15 protein-coding genes are annotated in these 17,498 nt (G+C 71.2%); 9 read left to right on the top strand and 6 right to left on the bottom strand.

What is annotated here, in order from left to right:
• Positions 1-139 precede the first annotated feature (139 nt).
• The 3 genes from ACMGFG_RS07035 (at position 140) to ddfA (ending at position 2,397) form a co-directional block, all read left to right on the top strand.
• Positions 140-1,345 (top strand): NAD(P)/FAD-dependent oxidoreductase, encoded by a 1,206-nt coding sequence (locus ACMGFG_RS07035; RefSeq protein WP_436929625.1) that lies wholly within the window; start codon positions 140-142, stop codon positions 1,343-1,345.
• 143 nt (positions 1,346-1,488) lie between these two features.
• Complete coding sequence (locus tag ACMGFG_RS07030; RefSeq protein WP_135362923.1) at positions 1,489-1,779, top strand: translation initiation factor eIF-1A; 291 nt, start codon at positions 1,489-1,491, stop codon at positions 1,777-1,779.
• 318 nt (positions 1,780-2,097) lie between these two features.
• Positions 2,098-2,397 carry a DdfA family disk-determining factor gene (gene ddfA / locus ACMGFG_RS07025; RefSeq protein WP_436929624.1) on the top strand — a complete coding sequence of 100 codons (300 nt, stop codon included), beginning with the start codon at positions 2,098-2,100 and terminating at the stop codon, positions 2,395-2,397.
• An 89-nt stretch (positions 2,398-2,486) separates the two neighbouring features.
• Here ddfA and ACMGFG_RS07020 read toward each other — a convergent pair whose 3' ends face one another.
• Together ACMGFG_RS07020 and malQ are read right to left on the bottom strand one after the other, a co-directional pair.
• Positions 2,487-3,185, bottom strand: coding sequence for an SDR family NAD(P)-dependent oxidoreductase (locus ACMGFG_RS07020; protein WP_436929623.1), 699 nt, complete (start codon positions 3,183-3,185; stop codon positions 2,487-2,489).
• A 119-nt stretch (positions 3,186-3,304) separates the two neighbouring features.
• Positions 3,305-4,795 carry a 4-alpha-glucanotransferase gene (malQ, locus tag ACMGFG_RS07015; RefSeq protein ID WP_436929622.1) on the bottom strand — a complete coding sequence of 497 codons (1,491 nt, stop codon included), beginning with the start codon at positions 4,793-4,795 and terminating at the stop codon, positions 3,305-3,307.
• A gap of 225 nt (positions 4,796-5,020) precedes the next feature.
• Here malQ and ACMGFG_RS07010 point away from each other — a divergent pair, with 225 nt between their 5' ends.
• Complete coding sequence (locus ACMGFG_RS07010; protein ID WP_436929621.1) at positions 5,021-5,143, top strand: hypothetical protein; 123 nt, start codon at positions 5,021-5,023, stop codon at positions 5,141-5,143.
• 93 nt (positions 5,144-5,236) lie between these two features.
• Positions 5,237-6,289, top strand: coding sequence for a glycosyltransferase family 4 protein (locus tag ACMGFG_RS07005; protein WP_436929620.1), 1,053 nt, complete (start codon positions 5,237-5,239; stop codon positions 6,287-6,289).
• 31 nt (positions 6,290-6,320) lie between these two features.
• On the opposite strand, the gene ACMGFG_RS07000 is transcribed toward ACMGFG_RS07005, so the two are convergent.
• Positions 6,321-6,656, bottom strand: coding sequence for a DUF7510 family protein (locus tag ACMGFG_RS07000; protein WP_436929619.1), 336 nt, complete (start codon positions 6,654-6,656; stop codon positions 6,321-6,323).
• 471 nt (positions 6,657-7,127) lie between these two features.
• Between ACMGFG_RS07000 and malA the strand changes: the two genes are divergently transcribed.
• From malA to ACMGFG_RS06985, 3 genes are all read left to right on the top strand, one after another.
• Positions 7,128-9,176 carry an alpha-amylase MalA gene (malA, locus tag ACMGFG_RS06995; RefSeq protein ID WP_436929618.1) on the top strand — a complete coding sequence of 683 codons (2,049 nt, stop codon included), beginning with the start codon at positions 7,128-7,130 and terminating at the stop codon, positions 9,174-9,176.
• 144 nt (positions 9,177-9,320) lie between these two features.
• A complete protein-coding gene (locus ACMGFG_RS06990; protein WP_436929617.1) occupies positions 9,321-13,850 on the top strand; it encodes a DUF7997 domain-containing protein in 4,530 nt (1,509 codons plus the stop codon).
• Between the two features lie 64 nt (positions 13,851-13,914).
• A complete protein-coding gene (locus ACMGFG_RS06985) occupies positions 13,915-14,223 on the top strand; it encodes a hypothetical protein (protein WP_436929616.1) in 309 nt (102 codons plus the stop codon).
• A gap of 184 nt (positions 14,224-14,407) precedes the next feature.
• Here ACMGFG_RS06985 and ACMGFG_RS06980 read toward each other — a convergent pair whose 3' ends face one another.
• The 3 genes from ACMGFG_RS06980 to ACMGFG_RS06970 all read right to left on the bottom strand — a co-directional run bounded on the left by ACMGFG_RS06980 (position 14,408) and on the right by ACMGFG_RS06970 (position 16,510).
• Positions 14,408-15,103, bottom strand: a complete 696-nt coding sequence (locus tag ACMGFG_RS06980) for a nitroreductase family protein (RefSeq protein ID WP_436929615.1) — start codon at positions 15,101-15,103, stop codon at positions 14,408-14,410.
• A gap of 149 nt (positions 15,104-15,252) precedes the next feature.
• Complete coding sequence (locus ACMGFG_RS06975; RefSeq protein WP_436929803.1) at positions 15,253-16,047, bottom strand: potassium channel family protein; 795 nt, start codon at positions 16,045-16,047, stop codon at positions 15,253-15,255.
• Between the two features lie 268 nt (positions 16,048-16,315).
• On the bottom strand, positions 16,316-16,510 hold the full coding sequence (locus tag ACMGFG_RS06970; protein ID WP_006883975.1) for a cold-shock protein: 195 nt from the start codon (positions 16,508-16,510) through the stop codon (positions 16,316-16,318).
• Positions 16,511-16,798: 288 nt separating this feature from the next.
• On the opposite strand from ACMGFG_RS06970, the gene ACMGFG_RS06965 reads away from it, so the two are divergent.
• Positions 16,799-17,428, top strand: a complete 630-nt coding sequence (locus ACMGFG_RS06965) for a methyltransferase domain-containing protein (protein WP_436929614.1) — start codon at positions 16,799-16,801, stop codon at positions 17,426-17,428.
• Positions 17,429-17,498: the final 70 nt, after the last annotated feature.

The raw sequence follows: 17,498 nt of genomic DNA, 5'->3' as shown, positions 1-17,498 counted from the left end.
GGTCCGGTTCGGCTCGGTCCGGTTCGACCCGGCCCGGTCTCCTCCGGCCCGGTCTGGTTCTCGCGGTCCGGAACGCCGCCGAGCGTCCCCGCCGCCGCACATCGGAACGGATTAGTCCCGCTGGTCGATAGCTCGCGATATGTCGGCAGACGCAGACGTGGCGGTCGCCGGGGGCGGCCCGGCCGGCCTCCAGTTCGCCCGCGAAGTCGCCGCCCGCTCCGAGTACTCGGTCGTCGTCCTCGAAGCCAACGACGCCCTCTCGGACAACGACAAGTCGACGGGCGGCACCTTCCAACAGGTGATCGACCGCTACGGGATCCCCGACGACGTGGTGATGGCCGCGAACGAGGACGTTGTCTTCGAGGCGCCCGGCGCGAGTTCGACGCTGGCGATTCCGGGATACGTCCTCGACTTCCCCGCGTTCCTGGAGTTCCTCGGCCAGGACGCCGAGCGCGAGGGCGCGGAGATCCGAACCAACGCTCGGGTCCAGAAACCGATCCGCGAGGGTGGACGGGTCGTCGGCGTCGAGTATACCCGCGGCGGCGAACGGCGCGACCTCCGGGCGGATCTCGTCGTCGACGCGACCGGCCCGCGGGCCGTCCTCGCGAAGCAACTCGGCATGTTCGACCCCGACTCGGCCCAGCACGGCGTCGGCAAGGAGTACGAGGTCGAGGGCCGCTACGACCTGGACTCGATGCTATTTAGATTCGACCACGACGACGCCCCCGGCGGGTACGCCTGGACGTTCCCCGCCGGCGACGACGCGTTCAAGGCGGGCGTCTGCTGGATCGACGACTTCTACGCGACGCACGCCCCGGCCGACGACGGGGCCATCGACGACTACGTCGAGGACTGGATCGCCGCCGACCCGCGGTGGGAGGCTGAGTCCGTTCGAGCGGTCCACGCGGGCGACGCCGTCTCGAACAACTCCATCAACCAGCGCGCGACCGACGGGCTGGTGGCTATCGGCGACGCGGTGTCGAGCATCAATCCCCTGTTCGGTGAGGGGATCCGCCCGGGCATGGAGTCGGCGGAGATGGCGGCCAACGTCGCGCTCGCGGCACTGGACCGCGGCGACACCTCCCGGGAGCGCCTGGCGGTCTACGAGGACCGCTGGAACGACGAGAAGGGCCTGCACTGGCGGATCCAGCGGATGGTCGGCGAGCTGCTCTACGACTTCACGTCCGGCCAGCAGCGGCGGTTCGTCACCAGCGCCGGCAGGCTGTCCGACGAACAGGTCGACCGCCTCCAGCGCTACGAGCTGACTCTCCGGGACTACCTCGACCTCTACCCGTTCGACCCGAGCGACCTCGCGAAGGTGCGGACGCTCGCGCGCCACGTCTGAATCCGGCCGGTCGGAGCTGGACTCGTCCCTGCCCGGTCCGAAAACCGAGACGGGACCGCCCGACTGTGCGGTCGTCCGGCGGTCGTGGCACGTGGTAGCGCGATACTCAGGTGATTTAAACGTGGCGGGCCCGTATCTATCCTGTGAGCGAGAGCGACAACAGCGGGCGTCGGAACCTCCGGATGCCCTCGGACGACGAACTGTTCGCGGTAGTCACACAGCACAACGGCGGCAACCACGTGCGCGTCCAGTGCGAGGACGGCGTCGACCGCATGGGCCGGATCCCCGGCCGGATGAAGTACCGAACCTGGATCAGCGAGGGCGACGTGGTCCTCGTCGAACCGTGGGACTGGCAGGACGAGAAGGCGAACATCGAGTGGCGCTACTCCGAGCAGGACGCCGACCAGCTGCGCGACGAAGGCCACATCGACTGATTTTCCTCGTTCCCCGACGGCGCCGTAGCGACGACCGCGTGTCGCGCGGCCGGTAGCCACGGCTCTCCCGATAGCATCGAATCTCCCGATAGCCCGACTCCCCCGAGAGCCGCGCCTCCACCGAGCGACTCCGATCGGCCGGAGGACTCAGACCGGCAGACCCCGTCAGAAGGCCACGAGCGACGGTATCGGGTGCCACGGGCGCACTCGACCCGGACACACCCGGCGTGGAGGCGGCAGGCGGCAGGGTCGTATCCGGCCGGGTGGTGCAGGGAACCTGCAAGCAACGTTATGACCCCCGGCAGAATCTACGCGCACATGGAAGACGACGCCAGTACGACAGTCCTCTCCGTGCTCGAAACAGTCGCGGCCGCCGAGCGGGTCGACCCCGTCGACCTGCCGCCGCTGGCCGACGCCGTCGACCCGCAGGCGCTCAACGACCTGTTCGGATCGAGTGGGGGGAAGCTGGCCCCGGTGACGGTGCGGTTCGAGTACTGCGGGTACGAGGTCACGGTCCGCAGTGTCGGCTCCGTGACCGCCGAACCGGTCGACCGCCCGGCGACCGCGACGGCCGCGTCGTCCACCGCTGACGCGAGCGAGGGACCACTCGCTGATTGAGAGTCCTGGACGGGTGGTAGCGGCGGTCGACCGGAGGGATCGGCCGACGCTATACTGCGGAACGACTCCAGCGGTTCACGGCCTGCGGCTCAGAACTCGATGACCTCGCGGTCCTTCCAGAACAGCCCCGACGGCGAGCCGGGCGCGAACCGGGCGAGCCAGACGGGCGTCTCGGCGCCCTCGGCGGGGTCGCGGGGCGCCTCCGACCCGCCCATCTCGGTCGCGACCCACCCCGGGTCGGCGGAGTTTGCGATCAGCCCTTCCGACCCGTATGTCCGGTCCAGCGAGACCGTCAAGGCGTTGATCCCTGCCTTCGAGACGCGGTAGGCGGGCATCCCCTCCTCGATTGGGTCGGAGAGGATCCCGACACCCGACGAGAGGTTGACGACGCGACCGCCCCCGGCGTCGAGCAGGTGGGGCAACGCCTCGCGGGCCAGCAGCGTCGCACCCCGCAGGTTCACGTCGAGGACGGCGTCGAACGCGTCGGTGTCGAGGTCGGCTACACCCGACCCCGTCCCGCCGACGCCCGCGTTGTTGACGAGCGCGTCGAGCCGACCGGCCCTCGCGACGACTTCCTCGACGGCGGTGACCAGCGACTGTTCGTCGGTCAGGTCGAGTTCGACCGGCGTCGCGCCCGTGGGCACGTCCGCGTCGGGGTCGCGGACGCCCGCGAACACCGTCGCCCCGTGGTCGAGGAGGCCGCTGACGATCTCACGGCCGATACCGCGGTTCCCGCCGGTGACGAGCGCGACCTGACGGTCCAGCGAGTCGTGAAGCGTCGGGTCCATATCGGAGCCTCCGGAGCGGTAACCGTATCGGTTCCGCCAGCGGTACGTCTCTCCCCGTTCGGTGACGGTCGCGCCGCCGCGGACGGAGAGTGTCGTGTCCGCCCAACGGACGGCGAGGGCTACCGCAGCGTCGCCGCGGTGATACCGGCGAGTTCGTCGGCCACATCGGGGTCCAGCTGGTCGGCGGTGACCCGCCAGCGCCAGTTGCCCTCGGCGGTGCCGGGGACGTTGAACCGCGCCTCGGTCCCGAGTTCGAGCAGGTCCGGCACGGTCGTCAGCGCCAGCGCCGCGTCGGAGTCCCAGACGGCCTCGATCAGGTCCCAGGCGATCCGCTCGCCGTCGGTCGCCAGCGCGTAGTGGAGACAGTCCCGCTGCTCGGCGGACAGCGACTCGTACCAGCCGACCGCGGTGTCCGTGTCGTGGGTCGAGGTGTAGCCGACGGACTGGCGGGGGTAGCTCGTCGGCTTGTACCGGTCGGTCTCGGCGCACCAGTCGGCGTAGTGGGGTACCCGCATCCCGGGGAACCCGAAGCGGTCCCGCAGGGCGACCATGCTCTCGTCGAGGAAGCCCAGGTCCTCGACGACGAACGGGAGGCCGCCGAGGTGGTCGCGCATCGTCTCGAAGAAGTCGGCGCCGGGCCCGGGCCGCCACTCGCCGGCGGCGGGGTCGTCGGCGTCGGCCGGGATCGCCCAGTACTCGTCGAACGCCTTGAAGTGGTCGATGCGGGCGAGGTCGACGAGGTCGAGCAGCCGCGAGAGCCGGCGGCGCCACCACGCGTAGTCGGTCTCGTGCAGGCGGTCCCAGTCGTAGACGGGGTTACCCCAGCGCTGGCCGTCGTCGCCCGGGTTCGGCGGGACGCCCGCGACGGCCGTCGGTCGGCCATCCGCGTCCAGCCGGAAGGCCTCCTGGTTGGCCCACACGTCCGCCGAGTCGAGCGCGACGTAGATGGGGAGGTCGCCGACGAGGTCGACGCCGCGGTCGGCCGCCGCCGCGCGCAACTCGCGCCACTGCTCGTCGAAGACCCACTGGACGAACGCGTGGTACTCGACCGCCTCCGCGTGGGTCTCCCGCGCGGCTGCCAGCGCGTCGGCGTCCCGGCCGGCCAGGTCCGCGGGCCAGTCGGTCCACGGCGCGTCGCCGTGGGCGTCTTTCAGCGCCGCGTACAGCGCGTAGTCGTCGAGCCACGCCGACTCGCGCTCGCGGAACGCCGCGAAGTCGGCCCGCTTGTCCTCGGGGGCCTCCGCGGCGAAGGTTTCGTAGGCTTCCCGCAGTCGCTCGCGCTTGAACGGTGCGACCGCCTCGTAGTTCACGCGCCCGGGCTCGGCGCCCTCGGGGCCGTCGAGGGCCGACTCGTCGAGATAGCCCCGGTCGGCGAGGTCGGTCAGGTCGACCAGCAGCGGGTTGCCGGCGAACGCCGACGGGGAACCGTACGGCGAGTGGCCGTACGCCGCCGAGGTGGGGCCGACGGGGCAGAACTGCCACAGCGACTGGTCGGCCCGCTCCAGAAAGTCGAGGAATGCCCGCGCCCCCGCGCCGAGGTCGCCGACCCCGTGGGGCCCCGGCAGGGAGGTGAGATGCAGGAACACGCCGCTCCGGCGCTGCTGTTGCATGGCCCCGGCTTGACGCCCCGGCGATTTCAAACGTCCGGGTGCGACCGGCATCGTCGCGCCCCTCTGCGAGGCCGCGGCCTCGATCCGGACGCCTGTTCCTCCCTATCGATACCGAGAGGTAGTTAGTCGAACGTACGTTGCAATATCGACGAGAATATCGACGCATAAAACTACAAAACCGGAACAACGTGAAATTTTATAACATTGCGGGAGGTATTGTTGGATATGAGTCGATACCCGCGCAGGAGCCGGAACGAGCGGCTGAACTGTGCCGTCTGCGATGCTCCGGTCGTGAAGACGGGCAGCGAGTACGTCTGCGTGGACTGCGGCGCCTCGCCGGAGGAGTGAGCCCGGGCGCCGGCAGGACGGGGAGGTCCGTGCAGTCGCCAGTGGTGTCGCGGCCGAACCGGTAAAGTGGGGGTGTGCCGAAGGGGCTGTCAGATGGTGCCACGCGTACTCATGCTCGGCTGGGGGTTCCCGCCCAACGTCAGCGGCGGGCTCGACACGGCCGTCGGCGAACTCGTCGACAGGTTCGACGCGCGCGACGACGTGGAAGTCGACCTCGTCCTCCCGGCGGAGTACGCGCCCGAGGGCCGGGAGAACATTCACGGCGTCCCGACCGGCGACGGCGACGTGAGCACGCGCATCAACCGCCTCGCCGGGGAGTTCGTCGACTACGCGGCCGACGCCGACATCGTCCACACCCACGACTGGTTCGGCTACGGCCCCGGGTCGCGCGCCCAGGCCACCCACGACGCCGAGTGGGTGACCACCTTCCACTCGCTGACGACCGACCGGAACCGCCAGCCGCCCGACCGGGAGGTCGAGACCGAACAGCGGATCGTCGACCGCGCCGACCACCTGATCGCCGTCAGCGACCTCGTCCGGCGCAACATCGCCCACGAGTACGGCGGCGACGCCCGCGTCGTCCACAACGGCTTCTCGTCGGTCGAGCCCACCGGCCGCGACCTGAAGGCCGAACTCGACATCGACGGCCCCATGCTCTTCTTCGTCGGCCGTCACACCCACCAGAAGGGGCTCTCGCACCTCGTCTACGCGCTCTCGAAGCTCCGCCGGCCGGACGCGACGCTCGTGCTCGGCGGCACCGGCCACCTCACCGACCAGCTGGAGGAGTTCGTCGAGTTGCTCGATATCGAGGACCAGGTGGAGTTCGTCGGCTACGTCCCCGAGTCGGAGCTGGGCGACTACTACGCCTCGGCGGATCTGTTCGTCTCGCCGTCGCTGGCCGAGCCGTTCGGGATCACCATCGTCGAGGCGCTGTCGGTCGGCACCCGCGTCGTCGCCAGCGAGTCGGGCGCCGCGGAGATCCTCCCCGACGACTGCGTGATCGAGGTCGAACCCGACTCCGACTCCATCGCCGACGGCATCGACGCGGGCCTGGCCGCCGACACGCCGCTGGAGTACGAGGAACGCACCTGGGAGACGGTCGCCGACGAACACGTCGCCTTCTACGAGGATATCCTGGCGGAGTGAGTCGGTCGCGCCGGTCGATTCGGGTCGCGGTTCAGCGCAGCAGTCGCACGTCCGTCACCGGTTCGGGGTGGACGATGCGGAACCCGTTCGCGGTCGGCGAGCGGCCGAGCGTCGCCGGCGCGCGCCGGCTGGACCCGTACGGGCTGTCGTCGGCGATGCCCTCGTAGGGGCTGTCCCCGCCCGCCGGGCGGTAGGGCGTCGCTTCCTCCTCCTCGTCGGTCCGCTCCGGCGGGAGGTAGATCCGCTCGCCCGACTCCGAGCGGACGACCGTCGCCACCCGGCGCTGGCCCGTCACTTCGATGGTCGTCCGCCCGTCCTCGATGTCGACATCTACCGAGACCGGTCCCTCGGCGTTCGCCCCGCTCATGTCTCGATTGCCGGCCGAGAGCGACTTAACTGTTCGCGTCGGTGTGGAACTGGCGCTCGAGACAGGTGGGGACTGTTGCGGTGCGGTCGGCGCGCGCTGGAGCGCGCGTTCATGCGCGCGACCGTAGCCGCGCGAGGGATGAGAGAGCGAGCGGAGCGAGTGAGCGAATCGGCTGGGGAGGTTCGTGGCCGTCTGCGGTTGCTGTGCGGGCCGGTCTGCGTTGCTGTCCTGGTGGACTGAAAGGGCGAGGCGCGCTCGCGTTCAATTTAGTCGCCTGAGCGGGCCACTATCCGAAGCGGCCCCTGGGCCGCGAGGATATCCCGCTCAGCGACCGCGAGCGGGCCGAGGGCTTTCAGCGCTCACTGTCGAGTGTGGTCGTCCAGTTCACCGTCGATCCGCGACAGACTCGACATCGTCGACAGAATCGCGCACACCGCAAACCCGAAGGGAGAGACGCGCGCAGGTAGGGGCATGCACCACCCGGGACCGCCGCGGTTCGTGGCCGTGGGCGACGAGGTCGAACTCGCGCCGCGCGAGCCCGACCCGGCGGCGACCTACGCCTGGACGGTCGCGGCCGCGCCCGCCGATTCGACGGCCACGCTGGGCGACGAGCCCGTCGAGTACTTCACCCCCGACGAGCCGGGCCGCTACGTCCTGGCGCTCGACGCGCCCGACGGCCGTCACGAACTGACCGTCCGGGCGTTCCCCGGCGGCCTCGCGGCCCCTGCCGAAGCGCCCGACTACGCCCGTTCCGGCGACGCGGCGACGACCGACGACGACACGACCCCCGCGGCCGACGGCACCAGCGGCGATGCCGACGACGGCTCGGACCGAGCCGACGACGACGCCGACGCCCCCGTCGACCCGGACGGCGGTGGCCGGCCGCGACTCACGCTCTCGGCGACGGTCGAAGGCGATACTGTCGTCGTCGAGACCCAGGCACAACCGCACCCCGACGGGACGGAGACGGCTGCTGACCTCGACGTAACCGTCCTGCTGGACGACCGCGACGACGTGGCGCGCGAGGACGTGCGGATCGAGGGCGGGACTGTCACCGTCCCGCTCGACGCCGTCTCCGACCGCGCCAGGGTCCACGCCGTCGCCGTCGGCCGCCACGGCTACAGCGTCCCCGACGCGGTCGACATCCGGCGCCAGGAAGATGGAACAGTCGCGGTCAATCGACCCTACGACCCGCCCGCGTGGGCCGAGGACGCGGTCATCTACGAGGTCTACGTGCGGACGTTCCCGGGGCAGGACAGCGACGCGGGGGAGCGCAGTGCCGCGGGGGAGAGCGGCGCCGACGCGGACGACCAGTCGGTCTTCGACGCCATCCGCGAGCGGGTGGAGTACATCGAGGGGCTGGGCGTCGACACGCTCTGGCTGACGCCCGTACTCGAGAACGACGACGCGCCCCACGGCTACAACGTCACGGACTTCTTCGCGCTCGCAGCGGACCTCGGCACGCGCGAGGACTACGAGCGGCTGGTCGAGGCGGCCCACGACCGCGGCATGCGCGTCCTCTTCGACCTGGTCTGTAACCACTCGGCGCGGGCCCACCCGTACTTCCAGGCGGCCGTCGCCGACCCGTCGAGCGAGTACCGCGAGTGGTACGAGTGGCGCGGGCCTGCCGAGCCCGAGACGTACTTCGACTGGGAGCTGATCGCCAACTTCGACTTCTCGCATCTGCCGGTCCGCCGGCACCTGCTCGACGCCGTCGACGAGTGGGCGCCGCTGGTCGACGGCTTCCGCTGCGACATGGCGTGGGCAGTCCCGGACTCGTTCTGGCGGGAGGTCCACGACCGGCTGAAGGCCCGCGACAGCGAGTTCCTGCTGCTCGACGAGACCATCCCGTACATCGCCGACTACCAGGCGGGGCTGTTCGACATGCACTTCGACTCGACGACCTACGCCGCGCTCCGCCGGGTGGGCAACGGCGAGCCAGCCGAGGCCGTCCTCGACGCCGTCGATGACCGCGCCCGCTCGGGCTTCCCCGACCACGCCGGGTTCATGCTCTACGCCGAGAACCACGACGAGACGCGGTACCTCGTCGAGTGCGGCCGCCCGGCGGCCGAGGCGGCGCTCGGTGCGCTCTTTACCCTCCCCGGCGCGCCGATGGTTTACGCCGGCCAGGAGTTCGGCCAGCGCGGCCGGCGCGACGACCTCGCCTGGGGCCACGCCGACGAGTCGCTGCGCGAGCACGTCCGCCGGCTGGCCGCGCTCCGGTGCGAGCGGCCGGCGCTGTCGGCCGACGCCGCGCTCGGCCGGGTCGACTACGACGTCCGGGAGGGGTGGGACGACCGCGTGGTCGCGTTCCGCCGGGAGTCAGGCGAACCCGACGACGCCGACGCGGTGGTCGTCGTCCTGAACTTCGGCGCGGAGCCGGCGACGGTCGCCGTCGACGCCGCGGCGGCCGAAACAGATGCGCTGACCGGCGAGCCGGTCGGGGAGTCCGGGGCCGACGGACTCCGGGTCGACAGCGTCGCGGTCGTCCCGGCGGACCCGGCTGAGACGCGCCGCTGACACCGGTGGTCGCTCGCGTACCGCCGAGGACCCGACCGCGGTTCGGTCGGACCGCTTCAGTCCGGCGATCCGTGCCCCCAGTGAACGCGTGGCAATGCCTGCGCCCGAGGCGGGATTTATATACGGAACGGGCGTGGTGACGGTATGCGGCTGACGACGGCGCTCGACGAGTACAAGCGTTCGCGCGGCGGGCGCTTCCCGGAGGAGACGAGGACGGTCGCCGGCGCCTTCTCGGGCCACGGCGACCGGCTGGTCCACGTGGACCCGAACGGGTCGCTGCGCGACTACTCCGCGCCGCTCTCGGGGTTGCACGGGATCGACCGCTCGAAGCTGGGGGTCCGGACCGACCGCGGCACCCGCTGGTTCGCCGACCTGGAGACGATCCGCCAGCACTACTACCGCGACACGCGCCTCGTCGAGACCGAGTACGACGCCGGCTCGTTCACCGTCCACCAGTACGACCTGACGCTGGGCCGGGCCCACGTCACCCACGTCGAACTCAGGGGCGCGGTCCCGCCCGAGGCCCGCCTCGTCGCCTTCCTCACGCTGGCGCCGGAGGGTGAGGAGGCCGGCGTCGGCGCCCTGGTCCACGACGAGGGCGGCCCCGCGGGCGCGGACGCCCTGGAGGTCTTCCATCGGACGGAACACGACTACCTGACCGCGTCGACGGGCATCGACGGGATCCACGGCCAGCGGCCCGAGCGGTTCGCGGAGATCCTCGACGACGACCCGGTCGACTTCCCGCGGGGTGAGGGCGAGCGCGCCTACGACCAGACGCGGATGACCGGCGACTTCGTCGTGACCGCGCCGCTCGAACGGGAGGGGCGGAGCAACCGGACGACGCTGGTCACCCAGCTGTCCGACCACCGCGAGATAGACAGGGGCGGGGCGCTGGCGGACCTGCGCGCCTGTGCGACCGACCACGCGAGCGCCGACGAACTCCGCGCGGCGGCCCGCGACCGGACGACCGTCGACGTGCCCGAGTCGACGCCACGGTCGGACCTGGTGCGGGCCGACCTGCGGGTGGCGGACCTGCTCGAAGGGGCGGCCGGCGCGCGGGTCGCCGCCCCCGAGTTCGACCCGTTCCACGCCAACTCCGGCGGCTACGGCTACGTCTGGTTCCGCGACGACGCCGAACTCGCCCGCCACGTCCTCGCGGCGGGCGACTCCCTCGACCTGTCGGTCGGCGGTCTCGTCGACCGGGCGGCCCACTTCTACTGCGAGGCGCAGCTCCCCGACGGGACCTGGCCCCACCGCGTGTGGGCGAGCGACGGCTCGCTCGCGCCCGGGTGGGCCAACGCGACCGTCGAGCGCACCGACGACGCCGTCGAGTACCAGGCCGACCAGACCGCCTCCGTGACGGCCTTTCTCGCGACGCTTTTGCGCGAGCGGCGGCGCGACCTCGACGACGACCTGACCGTCTCGATCCGCGAGACGGTCGCCGAGGCCGTCGACGCGCTCGCCCGGACCGTCGACGACGGGCTGCCAGAGCCCTGCCAGAACGTCTGGGAGGACGCCACCGGCCGGTTCACTCACACCGCGGCCACGTACGTCCAGGCGTTCGCGGCGGTCGCGCGGGCGCCCGTCGACCGCCAGCTGAGCGACCGGGCCCTGGCGACCGCCGAGGCGGTGCTCGACGGCCTCGACGACGTGTACGACGCCGAGCGTGGCGCCTACCCGATGCGGCTGGCCGGGGGCGAGGCCGACCGCCGGCTCGACGCGGCGACGCTCGCGCTCGCCGAGGCGGTCGCCGCCTACGACGCCGTCCCGGAGGCGACGCTTTCCGACGACCGCCTGGAACGGGTGGCCGACCACGTGGCGACGACGCTGGACGGCCTCTTCCGCAACCCGCCCGAAAGCGAAGTCGCCGGGCTCGTCCGCTACGAGGGCGACGACTGGCGCACCGCCGAGCAGGACCGCGAGAAGGTCTGGTCGGCGACGACGGGGATGGGCGCCGTCGCCGCCGCCGAGGTGGGCGTCCTCCTCAACGAGCGTGGCCGGGCGGGCGACGCCTACCTCGACCGCGCCGCGGACCTGTACGAACTGCTCGGCGCGGACGGCCCGCTGACGACCGACGCGGGGTATCTCGCCGAGCAGGCGTTCGACGACGGCGACCTGGACTGCGCGGCCCCGCTGGGCTGGTCGCACGCGCTCCGGCTGCGCGCGACCGCCCTCCTCGACGCCCAGGCGGCACTGCCCGCGCGCACCTCGGATATCGAGGGGCCGACCGACCGGATGCGGTGGACGACCGGCGAGAAGTACGGCGTCGGGACCGCCGCCGACCACGACGCCGCCGACCCCTCGCGGGTCTGGTTCACGCTCACCGAGGGCGCGATGACGGAGGTGCGGTTCCCGCAGGTCGACCTGATGAACCTCCGCACGCTCGACTTCCTGGTCAGCGACCGCGACGACGACGAGTACACGATCCGGACCCACAACGAGTCACGGGTCAGCGACGACACCGTCGAGCGCCGCGTCGAGCCGGTCGCCGACGACGCGCTGCTGTTCCGGCACGTCTTCACCGAGGCGGGTGACGGCCGCGGCCACGAGTGGGAGCTGACCGTCGAGTACGCGGCCGACCCCGACCACGACGCGGTGCTGGCCGACGTGGACTTCTCGGCGGCCGACGGCAACGACTACGAGGTGTTCGCCGTCGCGGACACGGCGCTGGTCAACAGCGCCCGGGCCGACCGCGGCCTGCGGCTGGGCGAGCCCGGCGGCCACCACCTCGTCGCCCGCGACCCGACCGCCTACACCGGCGACACGGCCGACCCGCTGCTCGTCGACGAGGACGGCGAGGGCTACTCCGTCGCGATGGCGATGGCCGCCCGCGACCGCTTCGAGTGGGCGACCGTCGGCGCCGCCGGCAGCGAGCCGCTACGGGCGCTGTTCACCGACGGCGCCCTCCCCGAACCGCGCGACGCCGTCGACAACGAGAGCGTCGTCCTCGTCGGCCGGCTGGGCACCGGCGACGCCGTCGACGCGGAGCTGGCGCTGGGGTTCGCTCGCGCCGCCGACACCGCCGCCGCGCTCGGCGAGGCCGACGGCGCGCTCGACCGCGGGTTCGAGACGGTCAGCGCCGAGTACGCCGGCACCTGGGCCGACTTCCTCGCCGACCGCTCGCTGCCCGACGCCGTCGCCGACGACCGCGACCTGGCGGCCCAGTACCGGACCGCGCTGATGACCCTCTACGCCGTCGAGGACAAGACCTACACCGGCGCCTCGATCGCCTCTCCGTCCGTCCCGTGGGGCGAGGCTGTCTCCGCCGACGAGCCGAAGGGCTACGGCTACAACTTCGTCTGGTCGCGGGATCTGTACCAGGTGTTCACCGTCTTCGAGGCGGTCGGCGAGCTCGACGTGGCCGCCGCCCAGCTCGCCTACATCTACGAGTACCAGCAGGACGAGGACGGGTTCATCCCGCAGAACACCTACGTCAACGGCATCACCCGCTGGGGCGGCGAGCAGATGGACAACATCTCCTTCCCGGCGGTGATGGCCTACCACCTCGCCGAGCGCGGGCTCGACTTCTCGGATGTGGACTACGACTACGAGCACGTCCGCCGGTCGGCCGACTACGTCGCACGCAACGGCCCCGAGACCGCCCAGGAGCGCTGGGAGGAGGAGTCGGGCTACTCGCCGTCCTCGATCGCCGCCGAGATCGCGGGGCTGGCCTGCGCGGGCAAGCTCGCGGTCGACACCGGCCACGAGGCCGACGCGCTCGTCTGGACGGCGCTGGCCGACCAGTGGGTCAACAACGTCGAGAGCTGGACCGCCACGGAGACGGGGACCGAGCGCCACGAGAACACCCCCTACTACGTCCGCGTGACCCGCGACGGCGACCCCGAGGCCGGCCACCTCCGGACGCTCGCCAACGCCGGCCCCACGCTCGACGAGCGTGACATCATCGACGGCGGCTTCCTCGACCTCGTGCGGCTCGGCATCAAACCCGCCGACGACGAGGTGGTCCGCAACTCCGTCGCCGAGGTCGACGACACCATCCGCGTCGACGCCGGCTCCGCGGCCGGCTTCTACCGCTACAACGGGGACGGCTACGGCGAACGCGAGCGCGGCGACGTGGGCGGACCGTGGTCGGTCGAACACAAGGGCAAGGGCCGGCTGTGGCCCCTCCTGACCGGCGAACGTGGTGAGTACGAACTCCAGCTGGACGACCCCGACCTGGCCCCGGAGGACTGCCTGCGGGCGATGCAGGAGTTCGCCAACTCCGGGCGGATGATCGCCGAGCAGGTGTGGGACCGCGAGCACGCCACCGACTACGACTGGGCGTTCGGCGAGGGGACCGGCTCGGCGACGCCGCTGGCGTGGTCGATGGCCCAGTACGTCCGGCTCGCCCACGGCGTCAGTGCCGGCGAGCCCGTCGAGACGCCCGCCGTCGTCCACGAGCGCTACCGAGAGGAACGACTCCAGGAGCCCGACCGCAGCCCCGCGCTCCGCGTGAACACGGAGTTCCGCGGGGACCAGCTGGTCGTCTCCGGCGAGACGACCGGCGAGCGCGTCGCCGTCAAGACGCCCGTCGACAGCGCCCTCGTCGAACCCGACGGCACCGAGTTCGAGACGACCGTCGGGATCGAACGCGGCCAGAACCAGGTGATCGTCGCCGCCGGCGCCGCCGACGTGGAGGCCTCGGGCACGACGGTCCGCCGGCTGCAGCTGTAGCGGCCCGCGACCCCGGTCGTCTCGGCCCGTCGGACTTTTCCCCGGGCCGAACCCTCGTCGTACCATGACCGACGAGCGCGACCCGGAGGCGACTCTCGACGAGTGGAAAGAGGCGATGGGGGCCGAACACGCCGAGGCAATCGCGAACCCCGACCCCGACGAGGACCACCGCATCGAGGGCGTCACCCAGGTCAACCACCGGGTCACTTTCGAGTACGACCCCGACACCGACTCGCTGGAGCGCGACGAGGTCGAACGGGTCGACGAGCTGAGCGACCCCGAGTTACGTTCCTGCTCGTGCGGGGTCCGCGGGATGACGCCGGAGGAAGCCCGCGAGCACGTGCGAGCGGCCCGTGAGAGGAGCGGCGAATAGCGACACCGTTGTCGACGACAGCGGGGGGCGACGACAGCGGGGGGCGACGACAGCGGGGGGCGACGACAGCGGGGGGCGACGACAGCCGGGCGACGACAGCGGGGGGCGACGACAGCGGGGGGCGACGACAGCCGGGCGACGACAGCGGGGGGCGACGACAGCCGGGGGCGACGACCGGAGCCGGTCACTCCCCGGCGTCGAATCGACCCTGAAAGGTGATCTCCCCGAGCGGTTTCCGGCCGTTCGGGACCTCCCGCTCCCGGAGGTCCTCGGGCAGCGTCTCCGGGTCGGCCCGGTGGCCGACCGCGACCATCGCCTCCACGTCGAACTCCTCGGGCACGTCCAGTCGCTCGCGGGCGGCCTCGTGGTCGAACCCGCCGATGGGGTGGGTCGCCAGTCCCCGCCGGGTGGCCTCCAGCGCGAGGTTCTGCCAGGCGGCCCCGGTGTCGAACGAGTGGCTGCCCGCCGGCTCGCCGTTGTAGTCGAAGGTGGTCTTCGAGACGACGACCAGCAGCGCGCCCGCGTCGGCGGCCCACGTCCGGTTGCCCTCGGCCAGCAGGTCCAGGTAGCTCTCCCACTCCTCGTCGTCGCGCTCGGCGTAGCCGAACCGCCAGTGCTGGTTGTTGCGCGAGGACGGCGCCCACCGGGCCGCCTCGAACAGCGCCCGCAGGTCCCCGTCGGCGACAGTCTCCCCGGTCATCGCCCGCGGCGACCACCTGTTGACGAACACGGGCGCCACGTCGTGGTCCGGGTCGCGATTCTCGGCCACCTCCGGCGTGAACTCGGTCAGCGGCGACCGCTCCGCGGCCACCGCCTCGCCGCCGTCCGTCACTGTTCGCCCCTCGCCGCCGTCGTCGGAACCGCTCGAAGCGTCGGTCATCTCGTGTGAACCGTCGTGCTGTGTCCGGATAAGTATCAGCTATCGGATGTGCTACCCCGTTGGACGGACCGAACCGGGTTACACACTGCAACCGGGTACTGTCGTGCAACCGCACGAGGTGCGGTGTCCCCGCGCCGCGCGACGGTCCGTCACTCTTCGGACTCGTACTCCTGGTAGATGACGTGGCCGCAGGCCTTGCAGTGGGAGGCGTCGGGGTCGTGACCGGTGAGTCCGCAGTCGGGGCAGGTGGCCGGCACCTTGTCGTCGCTGGTCCAGGCGCGGACGATCTTGCTCGCCTGCCAGGGGATGAGGATGATCGCCGCGAGGATGCTGGCGACCGTGACCCATCGCCCGGCCGAGGTCACCGGGACGATGTCGCCGAAGCCGGTCGTCGACAGGGTGATCACCACGTAGTAGAAGGCGTCGCCGAAGTGCCGGACACCGGGGTTGGCACGGACCTCGGCGGTGTAGAACAGCCCCGCGGAGACGAACAGAACGACCAGCACCGTCAACAGCAGCTTCATCGCGCGGAGCGCGCCGCCGGAGACGGTGCCGAAGAAGAACTCCTCGTCGCGGGTGAACCGGTAGAACCGCAGGACGCGAACCACCCGGAGCACCCGCAGGAACCCGGCGCTGGCCACGACCGCCGGCACCGGGTAGAGGATCACCAGGAACGTCGGGACCACGGACAGCAGGTCGACGACCGTGTAGGGGTCGGCCGCCTCCGACAGCCGGTCCCGGGCGCCGTAGAGTCGCAGGACGTACTCCGCTGCGAAGACCGTCGCGACGACGACCTCCAGGTCCCAGAGGCGCGCTCGCGTTCCCGGAGCTATCGGGTAGGTCTGTGCGACGAACACCGCGACGAACACCAGGTTCAGGGCGAGCAGCCCGATATCGATGGCCTTGCCCAGCGGCGTCCGGTGGTCGAGCAGGTAGAAGCGCACCCGCTCCCGGGGGCCGTCCGGTTGACCGGGGTCTTTCGGTGACCCCCGCTCCGCTGGTGGATCGGAGTCCTCCGGCGGCCCCGGATCCTCCGGTGGGCCGGCGCCGACGCTGCTCATACCCGTTCGAGCGGCCGAGCGCTAATGAAACTCGTCACTCGGAGCGGCCGCTCCGTCGGAGCGAGCGTCCTGCGGTGCCGTCGCTCGCCGGCGAACTGTCGTGAGAAGCGAGATGCGTCCGGTCGCCGTCAGGCGACGGTCCGAACCTCGGTCAGGCGCGGACGACGTTCGTCGCGCGCGGGCCCTTGGGGGCGTCTTCGATCTCGAAATCTATCTCGGTTCCTTCCGTCAGATCCTCGCCGCCAACGTCCTCCATGTGGAAGAATACGTCGTCGTCAGAGTCCTCGGTGTCGATGAAACCGTAACCGCCAGTGTCGTTGAAGAAGTCGACCTTACCGTTTGCCATTGCGAGTAGACGGATGCCCGGTATACGGATAAGTTTTCCGTATTTGTGCGGATAAAGCCGCAATTCGAAAACGAACGTGTTCTATATTCGTGTTCAGAACTCGAATGTCCAGAGTGAGTGCTTTCTCCCGGATCGGTGACCGATCCGGCGGGTCACGGGCGGGGTTCGACGGGATCTACAGTTCCCGCGGTCGTCGCGGTCGGTTGCCGTCGCCCCGGGCGGCCGGCGCCGTGGGGTCGGTCCGGCCGAGCCCGACGGGACTATACGTCCGCCACTCGTCGTCCCACTGTGGATTCTCACGACGTTCGGCGCCAGTGGGCCGACCGGTCCGGCGAGTACTCGCCGGCGTACTACGCCCACTACGGCCCCGACGAGACGAGCGAGTCGGTCCGCGAGATCCTTCGCGACCGCGTCGGCCGCGACGCGGCCGTGCTGGAGCTGGGCTGTAGCTCCGGGCGCCACCTCTCGCACCTGTTCGACGACGGCTTCACCGACCTCTCGGGGGTCGAACTCAACGACGAAGCCTTCGACGTGATGGCCGACCATTACCCCGACCTGTGGGAGGCCGGCAGCTTCTACGCCGACGCCATCGAGGACGTGGTCGGCGACTTCGACGACGACGCCTTCGACGCCGTCTACTCCGTCGAGACGCTCCAGCACGTCCACCCCGACGCCGAGTGGGTGTTCGCCGAGATCGCACGGGTCGCCGGCGACGTGCTCGTCACCGCCGAGATCGAGGACGACGCCGAAGACGCCGAGCGCGTGGAACGCGACGAGGACCCCGACGTGAACTTCGTCCGCGACGAGTTCCCGCTGTACTACCGCGACTGGGGCGAGATATTCGGCGGTCTCGGCCTCGAACAGGTCGACCGCCGGGACGTGAACCGCGACACGGTCCGGGCGTTCCGCGCCCGGTGAGCGGTCGGTCGGTCAGAGACTGGCCTCGGTGTCGCGACTCGCAGTCTACCTAAAATGTGTTCAGCGCGCC

The organism is Halosimplex halobium, from assembly GCF_051414055.1.
GTDB lineage: Archaea > Halobacteriota > Halobacteria > Halobacteriales > Haloarculaceae > Halosimplex > Halosimplex halobium.
Note: the sequence above shows the minus strand (reverse complement) of the source record. Positions and strands in the feature narration are given on the sequence as shown.

Excerpts from the sequence above, each read along its gene's own strand:
- ACMGFG_RS07035 (WP_436929625.1), top strand. The coding sequence starts at position 140 with ATGTCGGCAGACGCAGACGTGGCGGTCGCCGGGGGCGGCCCGGCCGGC.
- ddfA (WP_436929624.1), top strand. The coding sequence starts at position 2,098 with ATGGAAGACGACGCCAGTACGACAGTCCTCTCCGTGCTCGAAACAGTC.
- ACMGFG_RS07020 (WP_436929623.1), bottom strand. The coding sequence starts at position 3,185 with ATGGACCCGACGCTTCACGACTCGCTGGACCGTCAGGTCGCGCTCGTC.
- malQ (WP_436929622.1), bottom strand. The coding sequence starts at position 4,795 with ATGCAACAGCAGCGCCGGAGCGGCGTGTTCCTGCATCTCACCTCCCTG.
- ACMGFG_RS07010 (WP_436929621.1), top strand. The coding sequence starts at position 5,021 with ATGAGTCGATACCCGCGCAGGAGCCGGAACGAGCGGCTGAACTGTGCC.
- ACMGFG_RS07005 (WP_436929620.1), top strand. The coding sequence starts at position 5,237 with ATGGTGCCACGCGTACTCATGCTCGGCTGGGGGTTCCCGCCCAACGTC.
- ACMGFG_RS07000 (WP_436929619.1), bottom strand. The coding sequence starts at position 6,656 with ATGAGCGGGGCGAACGCCGAGGGACCGGTCTCGGTAGATGTCGACATC.
- malA (WP_436929618.1), top strand. The coding sequence starts at position 7,128 with ATGCACCACCCGGGACCGCCGCGGTTCGTGGCCGTGGGCGACGAGGTC.
- ACMGFG_RS06990 (WP_436929617.1), top strand. The coding sequence starts at position 9,321 with ATGCGGCTGACGACGGCGCTCGACGAGTACAAGCGTTCGCGCGGCGGG.
- ACMGFG_RS06985 (WP_436929616.1), top strand. The coding sequence starts at position 13,915 with ATGACCGACGAGCGCGACCCGGAGGCGACTCTCGACGAGTGGAAAGAG.
- ACMGFG_RS06980 (WP_436929615.1), bottom strand. The coding sequence starts at position 15,103 with ATGACCGACGCTTCGAGCGGTTCCGACGACGGCGGCGAGGGGCGAACA.
- ACMGFG_RS06970 (WP_006883975.1), bottom strand. The coding sequence starts at position 16,510 with ATGGCAAACGGTAAGGTCGACTTCTTCAACGACACTGGCGGTTACGGT.